This window comes from Colwellia sp. 12G3, from assembly GCF_002836775.1.
Taxonomy (GTDB): Bacteria; Pseudomonadota; Gammaproteobacteria; order Enterobacterales; family Alteromonadaceae; genus Colwellia.
Genome location: NZ_PJAQ01000017.1, coordinates 124,250 through 140,888 on the forward strand (window position 1 = coordinate 124,250; position 16,639 = coordinate 140,888).

Annotated in this window: 12 protein-coding genes; 7 read left to right on the top strand and 5 right to left on the bottom strand. The window is 37.2% G+C overall.

The window, feature by feature from the left end; translation table 11 throughout:
• Nucleotides 1–137: 137 nt before the first annotated feature.
• Entirely contained in the window at nucleotides 138–1,748 is a 1,611-nt protein-coding gene (locus CXF71_RS05970) for a SulP family inorganic anion transporter (protein WP_101232053.1), read from the bottom strand.
• 683 nt (nucleotides 1,749–2,431) lie between these two features.
• Here CXF71_RS05970 and CXF71_RS05975 point away from each other — a divergent pair.
• Nucleotides 2,432–3,880 carry an NCS2 family permease gene (locus CXF71_RS05975; protein ID WP_101232054.1) on the top strand — a complete coding sequence of 483 codons (1,449 nt, stop codon included), beginning with the start codon at nucleotides 2,432–2,434 and terminating at the stop codon, nucleotides 3,878–3,880.
• A 368-nt stretch (nucleotides 3,881–4,248) separates the two neighbouring features.
• Nucleotides 4,249–4,779, top strand: coding sequence for a hypoxanthine phosphoribosyltransferase (hpt, locus tag CXF71_RS05980; RefSeq protein WP_101232055.1), 531 nt, complete (start codon nucleotides 4,249–4,251; stop codon nucleotides 4,777–4,779).
• Between the two features lie 106 nt (nucleotides 4,780–4,885).
• Here hpt and CXF71_RS05985 read toward each other — a convergent pair whose 3' ends face one another.
• Nucleotides 4,886–5,344 (bottom strand): Spy/CpxP family protein refolding chaperone, encoded by a 459-nt coding sequence (locus tag CXF71_RS05985; protein WP_101232056.1) that lies wholly within the window; start codon nucleotides 5,342–5,344, stop codon nucleotides 4,886–4,888.
• A gap of 220 nt (nucleotides 5,345–5,564) precedes the next feature.
• On the opposite strand from CXF71_RS05985, the gene CXF71_RS05990 reads away from it, so the two are divergent.
• The 3 genes from CXF71_RS05990 to CXF71_RS06000 all read left to right on the top strand — a co-directional run bounded on the left by CXF71_RS05990 (nucleotide 5,565) and on the right by CXF71_RS06000 (nucleotide 9,265).
• Entirely contained in the window at nucleotides 5,565–6,293 is a 729-nt protein-coding gene (locus tag CXF71_RS05990) for a response regulator transcription factor (RefSeq protein WP_101232057.1), read from the top strand.
• Between the two features lie 2 nt (nucleotides 6,294–6,295).
• Nucleotides 6,296–7,714, top strand: coding sequence for an ATP-binding protein (locus tag CXF71_RS05995; RefSeq protein ID WP_101232058.1), 1,419 nt, complete (start codon nucleotides 6,296–6,298; stop codon nucleotides 7,712–7,714).
• Nucleotides 7,715–7,891: 177 nt separating this feature from the next.
• Nucleotides 7,892–9,265 (top strand): serine hydrolase domain-containing protein, encoded by a 1,374-nt coding sequence (locus CXF71_RS06000; RefSeq protein ID WP_101232059.1) that lies wholly within the window; start codon nucleotides 7,892–7,894, stop codon nucleotides 9,263–9,265.
• Nucleotides 9,266–9,388: 123 nt separating this feature from the next.
• Here the strand turns inward: CXF71_RS06000 and CXF71_RS06005 are convergent, their stop codons facing one another.
• Nucleotides 9,389–10,192 (bottom strand): nuclear transport factor 2 family protein, encoded by an 804-nt coding sequence (locus tag CXF71_RS06005; protein ID WP_101232060.1) that lies wholly within the window; start codon nucleotides 10,190–10,192, stop codon nucleotides 9,389–9,391.
• A gap of 227 nt (nucleotides 10,193–10,419) precedes the next feature.
• Between CXF71_RS06005 and CXF71_RS06010 the strand changes: the two genes are divergently transcribed.
• The gene (locus tag CXF71_RS06010) at nucleotides 10,420–12,546 is read left to right on the top strand and encodes a winged helix-turn-helix domain-containing protein (RefSeq protein ID WP_101232061.1); all 2,127 of its coding nucleotides are present in this window, start codon (nucleotides 10,420–10,422) and stop codon (nucleotides 12,544–12,546) included.
• A gap of 101 nt (nucleotides 12,547–12,647) precedes the next feature.
• Here CXF71_RS06010 and CXF71_RS06015 read toward each other — a convergent pair whose 3' ends face one another.
• Together CXF71_RS06015 and CXF71_RS06020 are read right to left on the bottom strand one after the other, a co-directional pair.
• Nucleotides 12,648–13,415 carry a tetratricopeptide repeat protein gene (locus tag CXF71_RS06015; RefSeq protein WP_198559842.1) on the bottom strand — a complete coding sequence of 256 codons (768 nt, stop codon included), beginning with the start codon at nucleotides 13,413–13,415 and terminating at the stop codon, nucleotides 12,648–12,650.
• A gap of 195 nt (nucleotides 13,416–13,610) precedes the next feature.
• On the bottom strand, nucleotides 13,611–14,828 hold the full coding sequence (locus tag CXF71_RS06020; protein WP_101232063.1) for an Nramp family divalent metal transporter: 1,218 nt from the start codon (nucleotides 14,826–14,828) through the stop codon (nucleotides 13,611–13,613).
• 169 nt (nucleotides 14,829–14,997) lie between these two features.
• Here CXF71_RS06020 and CXF71_RS06025 point away from each other — a divergent pair, with 169 nt between their 5' ends.
• Nucleotides 14,998–16,551 carry a mechanosensitive ion channel family protein gene (locus tag CXF71_RS06025; protein ID WP_101232064.1) on the top strand — a complete coding sequence of 518 codons (1,554 nt, stop codon included), beginning with the start codon at nucleotides 14,998–15,000 and terminating at the stop codon, nucleotides 16,549–16,551.
• Nucleotides 16,552–16,639: the final 88 nt, after the last annotated feature.

Sequence of the window (16,639 nt, forward strand, 5' to 3'; positions counted from 1 at the left end):
ATAACTGCTGATGGTGAAACCATGATGATTTTATTTTACAAAAAGTCCCTAAATATCAATAAAAAAGCCCCCTACCAGGCCGTTTTAATAGCTAATAGGGCTCTATTTAATCACTTACTATAACTTTAGGTAAGCGTTCAGGTTGAAGCTCGGTCTGATAAATAAGTCAATGCATCTAATCTTGTAGCAAAGACATGTTCTTGGGGGATTTTATCAAGTAATTTCAATTTATTAAAATCATCTTTCACTCGGTCACAAACACTAGAGAGTAAAATATCTCGACCTTGGCTTTGATAACTAACAATAATTTCTTCAATGGCAATAGTACTGGTAATGCCGACAAAACGTGCATCAGTTAAATCGATTAATAAGGTTTTGTTTTGATCCGTCTCTGAAACACTTTGTTTTAAGCCGCGAGCCACACCAAAACCAATAGGTCCTGAGATATTAAGTAATAATACGCTATCATCCATGGCTTCTAATAATTGCCTTTCTGGCGGTGATAAATGTTCAGCCTCCTTCGCGGTACACAATTTAATGTTATCCAGTTGGATTTCAGATAAGCGGCGAATAGTGACTAAATTCGCTAAAAACACACCAACTAAAACGGCTGTTACTAGGTCAAATGCCACTGACATGAACATAGTTAATATCATTAAAGCAACACTAAACAAAGGTACTTGATGCAGTCTTTTAAGGAAGTTCCAATCAATAATACTAATACCTACGTGAGTCAAAATAGCCGCTAAAACAGCAACAGGAATATACGCAGTGTATTCCCCTGCCCATAAAACAATGGCTAAAATAAAGAGAGCATGCAGAATACCCGACAAAGGTGTAGTCCCCCCCGCCCTTAAATTAGTGACTGTGCGCATAGTCGCGCCACCACCGGGTAAAGCACCAAACAAACCGGCAACAATATTACCGATACCTTGGCCAACAAGCTCTTGGTCAGAGTCATGTAATTCGTTAGTAATACTATCAACGGTTAGTGACGTCATTAATGAATCTAAGGTACTTAATGTGGCAATTAATAACGCCGATTTAATCATTTCACTGGCTAAGGCATTGTCCCATACAGGCATGCTAAATGAAGGTAATTCACTGGCAATAGCGCCAACTACAGGCATATCACTGCCTGAGAAAACATAAAATATTGTCGCGCCCGCTACCGCAATAATACTGGCGGGTACCACTCGACTATATTTTTGCGGCCATAAAAAAAGTATGACTAAACAAGCCAATCCCAATAAGGTGTTAGTGCTAGTTAGTGTGCTTAATGACAGTTGTAATTCTGGTAATGAATGACCAAATAAAGGTTCAATTTGGGAGAGGATGATCAGTACACCAATGCCTGAGGTAAAGCCTGAAATAACGGGGTATGAGACGAGAATAAAGTACTTACCCAGTTTAAAAATACCAAAGAGCATTTGAAATAGCCCCGCTAAACTCACCACAGTAAATGCCGCCGCAATACCATTTTCAGGCGACTGAGCAACAAAGCTGGTTAGTATGGCAACCATAGCAACGGTTAAACCGGTATTAGGACCCGAAATTTGTTGGTTAGTACCGCCAAATAAAGAGGCGAATAATCCAGTTAAAATAGCACAATAAATACCCGCACTAGCACCCGCGCCTGAGGTAACCCCAAAAGCCAATGCAAAAGGGAGAGCAACGATTGTCGAAGTTAGCGCACCAAAAATGTCGCCTTTAATGGTATTTCGGTTAAAGTGGGATAAAGAAAGCATGGCTACCTAATTTAAATTTATTGGTTAGTGGAAATATTAATCACGTTTGTGATATCGCGGTTTGATATCAAATTCGAAATAACTATCGCCATGAAAAATACGCTGTGGAACAATTTTTACTATTTGCTCCAATGTCTCGTTAGAGACCAAAGTATAGATTGTACACTAAAAAAAACCATTTCTTGACACTATTGACAAGTTTTCTACTTTAGGTATAGGATTAATGATGCTCATTTTAAGATAAGCATCACCAAGTACCAATAAAGACATTAGCAAAGTAAAATGTTCTGGGAGCTATACTGAAACCTTTATATTATTGATAATTAACGTTAACTTAATTTCACTAGGTGAAATTAAACTGTTTTATTTTTCACCATGCTCTAGTTATCTTTAATTTTGTAGGCTATAGCGTATATCCTACAGTCCAGACTGGTTTCACTATATGGAATTGACAAAATGGTTAACTTGTTAACTTTGCTTTTTATTTATGTATTAATAAATCAGCTATGCGGAAATTGGGTCCAACACAGCCTCTTTCTTAGCATTAGCAACCGCTGGCATTATCGGTTTTATCGATGTAGCCGCGGCTAGAAGGTCAAATTTTTAAAATTATTACAATCAGGTCAAACTTAAAAAATACAAATAAACGACCTTAAATATAAATCAACGAGAGAACTGTAGTTATGGAACAGGTTAGCAAATCTTGCGAGAATCAAACTGAAGAGCAAACAGATGACGTAGGTCTGTTGGAGCGTCTTTTTAAACTGACACAACATAATACCACGATAAAAACTGAGCTCATGGCGGGTCTCACCACCTTCGTGACTATGTCTTATATTATGTTTTTAAACCCTATCATTATGTCTAAAACAGGCATGCCATTTGATGGTTTGTTCCTAGCCACCTGTTTAGGTGCTGCAATTGCTACCATCATAATGGGTATGTACGCTAACTGGCCTGTAGGTCTTGCGCCTGGTATGGGGTTAAATGCCTTTTTTACTTTCTCCGTTGTTGGGGGCATGGGCTACAGTTGGCAAATAGCCCTAGGTGCTGTATTCCTGTCTGGTGTTATCTTTGTATTGATGAGTGTCACTCGCCTTAGGGAGTGGATGCTTGACAGTATCCCCATGAGTTTACGGCTCGCCATGACTGCAGGTGTTGGGCTTTTCTTAGGCTTTATCGGCTTGCGTTTTACCGGCATTATTGTTGCTAACCCTGATAATGTTGTAGCCCTTGCTGACATGACCCATTTTGGTTTTGGTGCGTTTGGCCCTGAAGCGCCAGCATTAGGTTTTCTAAGTTTCTTATTAATCGCAGTGCTTAGTTACCGTAAAGTATTTGGCGCGGTATTGATTGGCATTGCTGTAACAACCTTCATTGCTTTTGCGATGACTTGGTTACTTCCTACTGATTTCTTTGTGGTTGCTGAAGCAGCTAAATCATTTGCACCTGAATCAGGCTTTGTTGCCTATAAAGGACTATTAGCTATTCCTGATTTCGCTGCCCTTGAACCTATCTTTTGGAAAGCTGATATTGTTGGCGCTTTTGAAGTCGCATTAATTCCTGTCATCGTAACCTTCTTATTCGTGAATATTTTTGATACCGCAGGTACCTTAATGGGCGTTGCTGAACGCGCTAATCTACAAGACGAAAATGGTAAAATTGAAGGTTTAAGCAAGTCGTTAAAAGCTGACTCTATTTCATCTGTTATAGGTACCGCTTTTGGTTGTCCACCGGTTACATCGTATGTTGAATCTGCTGCTGGTGTTGCTGCGGGTGGTCGTACGGGTCTGACGGCCGTAACTATCGGTTTGTTATTTGCTGCGGGGGTATTCTTCTTACCGTTAGCACAAATGTTACCTGGTTTTGCCGTTGATGGTGCCCTTATTTATGTCGCCATGTTAATGATGAGCTCGCTTAAAGGCTTAGATTGGGACGATTTAACCGAATATGCTCCGGCAGTATGCACGACAGTTATGATGGCATTCACCTTCTCTATCGCTAATGGTATTGCCTTTGGTTTTATCACTTACACGGTATTAAAAGTAGGTGCAGGAAAATCTAATCAAGTATCTAACGGTGTTTGGGCGTTAACCGTATTATTTATTGCTAAGTTTATCTTCTTAAACTAAACATTACGTTAATGTTAATAAAAGCCTTTGTTCGCAAAGGCTTTTTTTCGTTTAAATACCCTTTTAGTTTTTAATCATTAACTTATACCAATTTGATTAAATTTCTTCCCAACTCAGAGCTCTGCTCGATGTTCAATAACAAGGCAAATTTGTTTCGGTTTAGTCATTCTAAATCAAATAAACTTAACGATGTTAGTGAACATCGAGAAAGCTCCCAGAGGGCGAGTTTAAAAGGTTTACATGCTGCGTTATTGATTTTGATAAGGGAATAACCATTCTCTTCAATCAATGCCTTGCCTCTAAGCCTTTTAATTCTCGCTGAGTGGGAAAGAACTTAATCAACTTGGTATTAAATAAAAGAGATAACTATGAAACATACCATTGAAGTCATGATCTCAGAAGAGAAAATTAAAAAACGCGTCGCCCAATTAGGGCTACAAATTAGTGAGCATTATCAAGACAGCGATAATTTAGTTATGGTGGGCCTATTACGCGGTTCATTCGTGTTCATGGCTGATTTGACCCGAGTTATTACCGTTAATCATAGCGTTGATTTTATGACAGCATCGAGTTATGGCAATAACACAGAGAGCTCTCGCGATGTGCATATACTTAAAGATCTTGATGATAATATTGAAGGTAAAGATGTTTTGTTGGTAGAAGATATTATTGATACCGGCAACACCTTAAGTAAAGTGCTGCAAATTTTAAATTTACGTGCACCTAATTCCATTCAAATTTGTACTTTGTTAGATAAACCAAGTCGCCGAGAAGAAGAGGTAGCGGTCAAATGGGTAGGTTTTGAAATCCCTGATGAATTTGTCGTGGGTGTCGGTATTGATTACGCACAAAAATATAGAAACCTCCCTTATATTGGTAAGGTCATTCCAACTGAATAAATAAAATTTTGAGTATATTTACAACAGAAAAAAAATCCGACACTAGGTCGGATTTAATTTTCAAAAACATTTAATTAGAATACTACTCGTGCTTTTCCCAATAAAACTAACGACGTGAACGTTTATGTTTCATTGCACTAAATTTCTCTAGTTGCTCCTCAGTTAAAATACTTTTCATCGCAAATTTATTTTTTGCTTTAATCAACGCGGCAGCAGAAAATACATCCTGGTTACTTGCTTGTAATTGAACAAAAGCTTGTTCGTCAAAGCTATCTGCTGACATTAAGGTTTTAACTTGCGCGTGAAAAGCTTTCATTGCTGGCTTTAATGCTTGAAGTTGAATTTTTTCTTCTGCGTTTAGCGCTTGAATATCCACTTGCTGGCTTTGAGATAGTCCTAATTTACTGGTGAGCTTAGCCAGCTTTTTTTCACTCATTTGTTGATGGTTTTTCTCCTGATTACCTTGATGGCTTGAGCTGTCATTACCAGCAAAACTCGCCTGTGACAAAACCAATACTGAACACAGTGAAGTGGCAATGGCTATATTTTTGAATGTAATTTTCATTGGAAATTCCTTTATGGGTAATGTTATTTTATTAATAGAGAGTTGAGTTACGCTTAATTAAGTTCATAGGTAGTATATCGAGGCTTTTTGCAAAGCAGTGCAAGGCTGTGTAAAGCTATGTAAAGTTATATTCTGCTTTACAAAGATCACGTAAACTAATAGTGAGTCAACTATTGCAAACTAGGCAGCTATGCCTCCCTTTCTCAAATCGGCCACTCTTATGACACAATTATCACCGAAAACTAAACACATTTTATTAATAGATGATGATGCTGAGCTTGCTGAACTATTAACCGAGTACCTTCAAAGCGAGAATTTCAAAGTTACTTCATGTTTTGATGGCGCAAGTGGTTTAGCAAAAGCTTTTGATGATACTTTTGACCTGATACTACTTGATGTCATGATGCCAATACTAAATGGCTTTGAGGTATTAAAGGCGTTGGGGGGTAACCATAAAACGCCTATTTTGATGTTAACGGCGAAAGGGGATGATAATGACCGAATCTTAGGTCTTGAATTAGGCGCCGATGACTACTTAGCTAAACCTTTTAAACACCGGGAATTATTAGCACGTATTAAAGCGATATTAAGACGTATATCTATTGTGAAAAGTCAAAATACTGCAGACGTAAATGCCTCGACAGAGCAACTGAGCATTAATCAAGTCAAAGTTAATCAAGCAACCCGTGAAATAACCTGTCGAGGTGATTTACTTGAATTAACCGGTACTGAATATTTGGTGCTGGTTTATATGCTAGAAAATAATGGCAAAATACTCAGTAAGTCTGAAATTTCTGAACAAGTCCTACAACGTAAACTCACGCCATATGATAGAACTGTGGATGTTCATGTGGGTAATGTACGTAGAAAACTACTCGCTATTGACCCAATAGATAAGATGAAAACAGTACGTGGTGCTGGTTATGTCTTTTTGCAAGGAGAACAATAACGATGCCGACATTACCTTCCTCACAGCATAAAAAATTTTCCTTAGGCATTAGCTTAAAACTATTTATTACTTTTTGGCTAGTTATACTCACCTCAGTACTTATTAGCTACCTAATCACTATGCAATTTAGACATAGTCCGAGTCAAGAACAAGCCAATCCTCAGCAGTTAAAACTATTAAACCAATACACAAAAAAGTTAGCGAACAAAAAACAGGTAAAACTTAAAGCCATACAGCTTAATTTTGACCGAAAACACCATCAGCACTTAATCATAAAAAACATAAGTAACAACAGAATACATGCGCCAAGACAACGCGGCTGGTCAGAAATAAAAGACTATTTAAGCAAACACCCTCTCGATAATCCCGTCACCATTGACTTTGCTTTTACAAAGGTTACTTCCTCTGAGCCTATAATCATTAATGGTGAAAAATTTCAATTGTTCATTGCTAATGAATTACACCGTAAACGTATTGTTAGCTGGGTTAATCAACTGCCTTTAGCTATGCGTTTAATCTTGCTGTTAATGATTAGCTTCCTATCATGCTGGTTGCTCGCCAAAAGCTTTACAAAACCCTTAATAGCCATACAAAAAGCCAGTAAAAGTATTGGTGAAGGTAAGCTAGCCACGCGCATAACAAAGTTTGACCAGCGATCTGATGAGTTTGGTGCCCTTGCACGCAGCTTTAATCAAATGGCAGAACAATTAGAAAATAATATTACTGCCCATCAACGTTTATTAGGTGATGTATCCCATGAACTAAGATCGCCATTAACTCGCTTACAACTTGCTGTTGCTTTAGCCGAAAAAAATATGGGCAATAACGTTGAGCAACAAAAGCATTTAAATCGCTGTGAAACTGAAGTTGATCGATTAGATGAAATGATAGCTGATGTATTAACGCTTTCAAGACTAGAGCATAACCAGAATGCCTTTACTGTTGATGATATTGATTTCATGCACTTAGTAGAGCACGTTGTGAACGACTGCCAATACTTTGCAAGCAGTAAAAACGTTACCATAGCGCTGCAAGGGAAAATTAGCTGCATTCTTTTAGCCGACAGTAAACTGCTCGCCAGTGCAATCAGTAATGTTGTGAATAACGCGGTGAAGTACTCACCAAAAGACCAAGTAGTGACGCTTGCATTAAGCGAGAAAAATGAGCGGATAACGCTCACAGTTTCTGATAATGGCCCTGGTGTGCCTGATGAAATGATAGAACAACTGTTCACTCCTTTTTTCCGTGTTGCCGATGGCAGAGAAAGAAACAGCGGCGGTACTGGCTTAGGATTAGCAATTGCCCAGCAAGCTATCTTCTTGCACCAAGGTAAAATAATCGCACAAAATCAAGTGCATAGCGGCCTAAAAGTTATAATTACCCTGCCGACATTATTAAAGCACATTACAAAAAATACTTAAGTAACTCCTCCTGCTACTGCAGAACAAAAGCACTTAATTAATTAGGTGTTTTTGTTCTCTACTTTCTTTAAATACCTAATAAGAATGAAATATTTAGCAACAATACACGCATTGAAAATATGCATCATAATGTGACACTGTTAGTCGTTTTAAAATCACTCACATGGAACTCATAATATGAAAAGAAGAATAATAACATTATGTACAGTACTCGTTCTCAATATGAGCACCGTATCTGCAGCTGAGCAGGAAAAAGTGGTAAGCAAAGCGAGCTACGATAAAGTTTTAGCTTCATTCGTCGATGCCAAGGGTCCTGGGGCAGCAGCTATCGTTAGCCAACACGGTAAAATACTTTATAAAGGTGCACTGGGCATGGCTAATATAGAGCTGAAAGTCCCCTTAAAAACTGACAGTATTTTTCGTCTAGGTTCAATAACCAAACAGTTTACCGCTGCCGCTATTGTGATGCTTGCTGAACAAGGTAAACTATCTATTGATGATGATATTCACAAATATGTGCCTGACTTCCCCACAGAAGAGCAAGTGGTTACTATTGCCAATCTATTGAGCCATACTTCAGGCATAGCAAATTACACCGAAGATGAACATATATGGAACAAGCTTATTCCAACAGAGACAACGTTAGATGAGATGCTAATCGAGTTTGCCAAGCACCCAATGCCTTTAAAAACTGGCGAAGCTATGCGCTACTCCAATACAGGTTATGTGCTGTTAGGAAAAATTATCGAAGTTGCCAGTAAAAAATCTTACCCTGACTTTATTGAGCAAGATATATTTGCCAAACTCGGCATGAAAAACAGTCACTTTGGCGGCTCACAACTGATTACTAACAGAGCTTCGGGTTACTCTCGAACTGAGCTAGGAGTAGTTAACGCTGCGCCTATTAATATGATGTGGCCACATGGCGCCGGCTCATTATTATCTACCGTTGATGACTTAAATATTTGGTTTAACGCGTTGCGAAGTGGTACGTTAATTTCGAAAACCAGTTATAAAAAAATGGTTACTCCCTTTTTACTTAATGATAAAAGTAGCTCAGATTACGGTTTTGGCCTAGGTGTGTACAACATCAATAAATATAAAGCCATTGGGCACGGTGGCGGTATTCACGGTTTTGTTACCCACGCTTTTTATATTCCAGAGAAAGATCTTTATGTTGCCGTATTAAACAACAGCGACTCTGATGGCAATCCTCAAGATATTGCCTTACTTCTTGCGGCTAAAGCCCTAAACATTGATATTCCAGAGTTTACAGCAATAAAACTCTCGGACAATAAAATCAAAGCAATGATGGGGTCTTATCAAGTTAACGATGAATCAAAGCGCACATTAACGTTTGAAAATAACATCACTTATTCACAACGTGATGATGGTCGTAAATGGGTAATTAAACCTATGTCTGATAATAGCTTTTATTATGAAGGCAGCCTCTCCTATTTCACTATTGTTCAGAACGAGCAAGGTAAACAGGTTATGAATTTCTACAGTGATTTATCTACCGTGCCGAGCCCTGCACTAAAGGCTGATTAATATGTAGCTAAGTTATGCTATAAAAAAAGGATGCTAGCGCATCCTTTTTACTTTCAAATATACTATTATTTTCTGTTAATAAAGCTAAATTTACTCGATATAAAATTACTCTTCCATTAGCTTTTAAAAAACATCCCAGTGTTCAACAATTTTTTTAATATTGTTATCAAAACGCCATAAATCGACCGTTTGTAAATTATAGGTGCCCGCCCCAGAAAACGTCCAAACCATGTCATCTTCCGCCAAAGTCAAAAATATTGTTAAACCTTGGGTACCTCCACCACTAACGTAGTTATACAAACCGTCACTACCATTAGGCACCCAATAATTATGTTGCAAGTAGTTTGGGTCGACTAACTCATCGATTAAATCAAGATTCTGGTTATTGAATAAATCCAAATAAAAATCTTTAACGATAACTTTATTTATTTCTTCAATGCTAATATTCGTATTAGCATATGTATTTTCAGGGTAAATGTACAAATCGCTAAAAACAGAGTTACCACTTGCTGTGTTCATATTAGGTGTCATAATGACATCCCAATGTTCCGTGATCAGATTGTCTGCCAATTTATACAAGTCAACTCTAGCACTACCGACATACTCATTATCAACATCTTCACCATAATGCCAATGTACGGCAACATAATCGCCATCAGCAACAATATGTTTAATCGTTGCGATATGATTAGGGTTGTTAGTAATCATTGCATCGAAATATTCTTCTTGTCCTGCAATACCCTCCCCAATAGCAGGATTATGCTGAATAAAGTCTTCGGCATATAAGGAATTAACTAACCCGGTATTTAAACCATTAATCACATCATTATATATTTGCTCAACAACAACTTTATTATCTTTTTCTTGTTCCACACAGGCTGTAAGACCCAATAACAACATGATACTGATAAGTTTAACTATGTTCATTTAACTTCCTTTTTTAAACTATTCTTATTTAATAAATAACGAATAAACATTTTGATTTTTTATAAAAACCAACGAATAAAATATTATCTATGTGTATTTATGTGAATGACTTTTAAAAAAATAATGTCACAATTTGATTTTGTGTTAATGTATTGTAAAAATACATAATGAAAAAATAAAAGAAACATCATTATTTTATTTCACTTAAATTCAACTGGTTATAGACATTGACAACTAAACTTTCACATGAAAAATTCAGCTTCAGCGAGTTCGAAGCCATCCCACAAGCCAATTTGTTAATTAAAAGATCAAGAGAAAAACGCGTTGAGCCCAAAGTAATGTCGTTATTAATATTACTCGCCAGTAAAAATGGAGAGGTTGTTACGCGAGGAGAAATTTTAGCCGCGCTGTGGCCAAATATAGTGGTAGGCGATGAGGTAATTTCTCAACTCATCTATTCATTGCGAAATGCGTTAAATGATGATGCAAAAAACCCGAAATACATCGAGACTATTCCCAAAAAGGGCTATCGATTTATTGCCGAAGTAAAAGTGACTGATGACGCAACAGAATCAGGTGTTGATAGCAACGAAAGTACGGATATTTTGCATAAAAAAAGCCAAATCACTTTGACAAAAAAATTACTAGTCAGTAGTTGCTTACTCTTAATTTCAGTCGTTGTTTGTACTTGGCTCTTGAGTAATATTATTTTACAGAAAAAGGTGAATAACTTTAAAATTAAGAACATTTTGCCCATCACTCACGATATTGGTGTTGAAGGTGATTTTAGCTTTCATGAAAATAATAACAAAATGGTATATATCAGCTCACAGGTCCAGCAGGTTGATATCTACCTAAAGACTTTAGGTAGTAACCTATCTGAACAAATTACTCATGATGAATGGGTCGAATATTCTCCTTTATGGCTAGATGAGCAAACAATTTCCTATATCAGAAAAAAGTCGGGCCTATTTCAAATTATTCGTCATGATTTACCAGGAAAACCGGAAATTATTTATGAATCTAAGATCGCCATTTTTAATTTAACCTTAAAAACAGATGAACCTTCTTCAATTAGCTTTATTGAGTATGATGATTACCAACATAATAAATTACATGAAATTAAATCTATAAACTTAGTTACTAATAAAGTGACCTACTTACATAAATCTACATTAAATTTACCAAGTGATATTCGAAATCAAGTCTATTCATTAGACGGTCAGACACTTTATTTTTTCAACAACAGTAATCAAGTAAAAAATATTGTCTCTTTAGATCTAAAGAGTAACCAATATAAAACAATTACCAACCAATTCTCGTGGGTAGAATACATTGCGTTGCTTGATTCAGGAAACTTGCTAATTGCGGGAGAAGTATCGGCAACTAAAGGTATTTGGCAACTCAATATAAGTGACAGTTCGATAAAGAGCATACTACCTAGCTCTGGTGGACAACGCATTACCCAGGCACAATTCAAACAAGACCATATTTATTACGCCACTTATAAAGCTTCAACTAATCAGGTAATTGCCGACATTAGCCAACAAACATTTGATGTTTTGCCAAAACTCAATAGTGATGCCAACGAATATTATGGTGTTTATTCAAAAGACAATAAAACAATATATTTTGTTTCAAATCGCACTGGCTTTTATGAAGTATGGTCCTATAACCTTAAGACTGAAACAACCAAACAAGTAACGCGATTACAGGCAAGTTTTATCTATAAACCCTCATTGTCTAATACAGAAGAATTTTTTGCTGTGGTTTATGAAAAAGAGGGGCTAACGCTGTCAATCATTTCATTAGTTACGGGAAAATCCGTTAAAGAAAGTACCATTCCCAGCATGAAATACCCCTTAGCATGGAGTGAAGACGATAGCAGCATCTATATTAGTGAACACATCAAAAGCGTTAATATATACCAATACGACAGCACTACATTAGAGCCCAAATTAGTACAAAATAATGCCGGACTTTTTGCCAAAGAAAGCTCAGACGGCAAGAGCCTGAGGTTAATCGATTATAAGGTAGGTGGTTTAATTAGCAAAGATGTCACCCATGGTAAAACATCGCAACTTAGCGATGCAATTTCTAATTTAGAGTTTCTCCGTCCTGGTGAGCTCAAAGCGGTTGGCCAGTCCCTTTTTTCGGTAATAAAAAAAGGCCCTTCAAGAAAAATAAAAAAATACACATTAGGCAATGATGAACAAGGTTCTACTAGCACGTTGTTAATGGACCTTCCTAATTGGTCTCGCGTCACCGACTTTAATATCGATGGTACTAAGGCTATTTTTTTTAAAACTAATCCCCCTGAGGGCGATATTATGACGATACAATTAAACCTATAAAGCCGCTCTTTAAACTACAAAAAAGAGTTAACCCATGTAGGGTAAACTCTTTGTTAAGGTGCATACACACTAAACTTATAATAAGCATTATTTCATTTACGCTATTGAGCAATACTGCCCGATTGTGTGTTCACATAACGCCAAAAATCTTCTTTATCCACCTTGTAGCAGCTAAATATTTTCTCGCACTTCCTTCCTTGAATTCTTGTGCCTGTTGCAAGGTTCGATGCAGGAGGGGCTGTTTTAAGGTTAGCTAACTCATAATCAAAAACGTCTCCAAGTGTCGGCGAAGAAATAGTAATGACCTCACGTTGTGAGTCACTAGGCCATTGAATATCAACTTGGCTTTGCGCTGTTTTTCCTTGATCCTTTTCTGTGCCATGACTAATAACGTCCAGCTCTATAATAAAGTCATTTACCCTTGAATAATAATTTCTATCAATCTGGCCACTTTTATTTAAATAACCAGCATACTTCTGAGCAACACTGTGCTTACCAATCAACGCTTTTTCTAACCACTTATCTGACTCACCAACATCCTTAATGCCCAGTTCACCGGTACCAAAAATAACGCCGAGTAAAAAGGCTGATTCAGTATGACCATTTCTTGCCGCTTTTTTTAAGTATTTAATGCCCTCTTGATTGTCAATAAAGTCATCTTCCATTAAATAAAATATCCCTGTACGGTATTGAGCATACGCAAATTGATATCTTGATGCCTTGCGAAAATATCGAATAGATTGAATGAGGTTCTTTTTAGTACCATAGCCTTGGTAATAAAGTTCAGCTACTGCGGAAATAGCAGTAACACGCTTGGCAATAGCCATAATTTTCCATTTATTAAAATAGGCAATACATTTTTCTTCCATGCAGGGTTCTATCGGTATGGCTTGAGCTGTCGGTGGGGGAATAAGGGGAGAAAGTAGAAAAAAAAGGATGTATATTTTCCTATAGTACATTGTTATTATTCCATTAATACAATTAGTGACTAAAAATTATACTAACCAAATTGTAACAAGACTACAAGACTAAAAAAAAATAAAATAAGTATAAGACAATACCTTTTACAGTAAGCCAAAGGCAGAGAGTAAACTACGCCCACTAAGCATCAAGGTGACAGCCACAACTATGCCTGCCAAAATATTTTGTTGACGAGTATTACGCTGCTCGCCTAGTGCATCACTATTCATCATCCATACTAAAAAGCATGCTATTAACGGTAGCAAAATACCATTAGCTACTTGGGCAAACCAAATAACTGACATCGGTTTATAGCCTAAACTAGAGATCACTACGCCGAGCAATAAAATAACAAACCAAATAGCTTTAAAGGAAAGTGAATTAAGTGCTTTGTTTAAGTTTAATATACCGCTTAACGCAAAAGCTGCAGCTAACGGTGCCGTAACGGCCGAGGAGATGCCCGCAGCAAATAAACCAACAGCGATGAAGATACCCGCAGCGTCGCCAAAAACAGGCTGTAAAGCTGGCGCTATATCCGCGGCATTAGTAATTTGAATTTGTTGACCAAAAAAAGCACTTGCCGCTGTTGACACAATAGCGATTGAGATCAAACCGCCTAACGGAATGGCAAAATATAAATCTTTTCGAGCATCGCTAAGTTGCTCAATTTTCTGCCATTTTTTACTGGCACTAGCGCTATGTAAAAACAAATTATAAGGTACAACTGTAGTACCAATTAACGCAATGACGGTTAGTGTTGCACCTGAAGGTAAACTTGGAATTAATAAACCACTAAAGAAATGAGACCAATTGAAATCTATCAAGAAAAAGCTGGCGAGAAAAGCAATGCTCATGATACCTACTAAGAAAATAAGTGACTTTTCGATAATACGATAACTGCCTGTAGCTAAAATACTCAAGGCAACTAATCCTATGAGTATTGGCCAGATTGAAGCTAAGCCAAGCCAGTGTTGATCACCAAAAAGGTGAGTTAAACCTAAACTTGCACCTGAAATATTCCCTCCTTGATAAGCGGCATTACCCACGACAATAGCTCCTACCACAAGAAATATAGATAAGTACTTACTTAACGGGGTCGTACAAGCTGAACGAATATTTTCACCTAAACCTTGCTGTGTCACTACGCCCAACCGAGCTGCCATCTCTTGTAAGATGATAGTGGCAAAGACAGAAAAAACTAATGCCCACAATAAGCTAAAGCCGTAATTTGCGCCCGCCATCGTTGCAGTAATAACCGTGCCTGGTCCGATAAAAGCCGCAGTAACTAGAACTGCAGGTCCAAATTGAGGAAACTTGATCATATTGTTCTTATTATATTTATTTAAATAAAGGGGGAGTGATTTTTAATATAATACCCATATTCACTAACCTTAACAAATTAGATATTTATTGTTATATTCTCACCTACGGTACTATCTTTATTAAGAAGTTAACCCATTAATAAATCAAGGACATAATTAGGTTTCTATCATGACAAAATTCATTTATTTAGAAAGCTTTCATAAACTGTTTTTTACTTTATTTAGCATAGTTATATTATTACTAAACTTAAATGTACCCAACGCTTTGGCAACTAATAATGAAAAAGCATACCAAGCTATTACCACTAAAGATGCGAACATTGATCTTGTCGAACTAGAATTTGCACTGACTCCCTTAACCAAAGATGAATTAACGGTAGAAGTTCATGCTTGGTTAGCCATTTTAAAAGCAAAAGCCACCATTGTCAGTGAAGCAGAGATTCATGTCAGTCAAAAACAAAGAAGAATTTTAGCTGCGCGGGAGATCTCTGATATCAGTGCCGACAGTGCTGAACTTATGAAAACAAGTAATACAGATAAAACTGCTGCCGCCGAATTGATAGAAGATATAGCTGAGATTAAGAAACTTACACAAGACCTAGAACATAGAAGCGCTGAAAAAGCAGTTAATACTATGGCAAAAACGCCAGAGTCTCTTAACGAGCTATCTCAAAAAGCAGAGCAATATAGTGATAAACTGCAAGAAAGACGCGAGCGTTTAATCAATAATCTCACGCAATTACGTGAAGAAAAAAATGATGCCTTAGAGCGTTTCCAGCTAGTACTTAACAACTGGGAGAGCAAAGGTGCTGATGGGACTGAATTACATCTTTATGCCAATGCGCTATCGGGCACAAACGTTGATTTAACCGATAGTGATGCCGCATGGTTAACCATTAAAGGCTGGCTATTATCGCAAGATGGAGGCTTACGTTGGTTAGCCAATATCATCAAGTTTACTTTGGCCTTACTCTTTATATATATACTTTCTAGAACGGCCGGAAAAATAACCGATGCGGCACTTAATCGCAATAGCAACTTATCAACGCTACTAAAATTATTTATTAAAGTATCAGTCCGCCGAGTTATTATAATTATAGGTTTTATTGTTTCGCTGACATTAATCGAAATAAATGTCGCCCCTGTCTTAGCCTTAATTGGTGCCGCAGGCTTAGTTGTTGGCTTAGCGCTACAAGGTACCTTAAGTAACTTTGCTAGCGGCATGCTCATTTTGATTTATCGCCCATTTGATGTCGGTGATATTATTAAAATAGATGGGGTAACTGGTACGGTTCATTCAATGACCTTATTATCAACATCGATTAAGACATTCGATAATCAACATCTTGTAGTGCCTAATAATAATATTTGGGGTACAACTATAGTCAACGTAACAGGTAGTATGACTCGTCGAGTCGATCTTGTGTTTGGTATTGGATATGGCGATGATATGGCAAAAGCAGAAAAGATCATGCTTGAGGTTGTTAGTAAACACGAACTAGTCTTAGAGAACCCTGCCCCTGTTATTAAAGTGAATGAATTGGCAGATTCATCTGTTAATTTTGTTTGTCGCCCATGGGTGAAAACAGAGAATTACCTTGATGTTTATTGGGACATTACTCGTCAGGTAAAAGAAGAATTTGATAAACAAGGCGTTTCAATTCCATTCCCACAACGAGATGTTCATGTACATCACGTTCCAGAAAACATTAAGCAACCATAAAGTTTGCTATAAAGAGAGTGAACTTACAGCTTACTCTCTTAAACAAAAAAACCGCTAATTAATAATTAGCGGTTTTTAATATAGAACA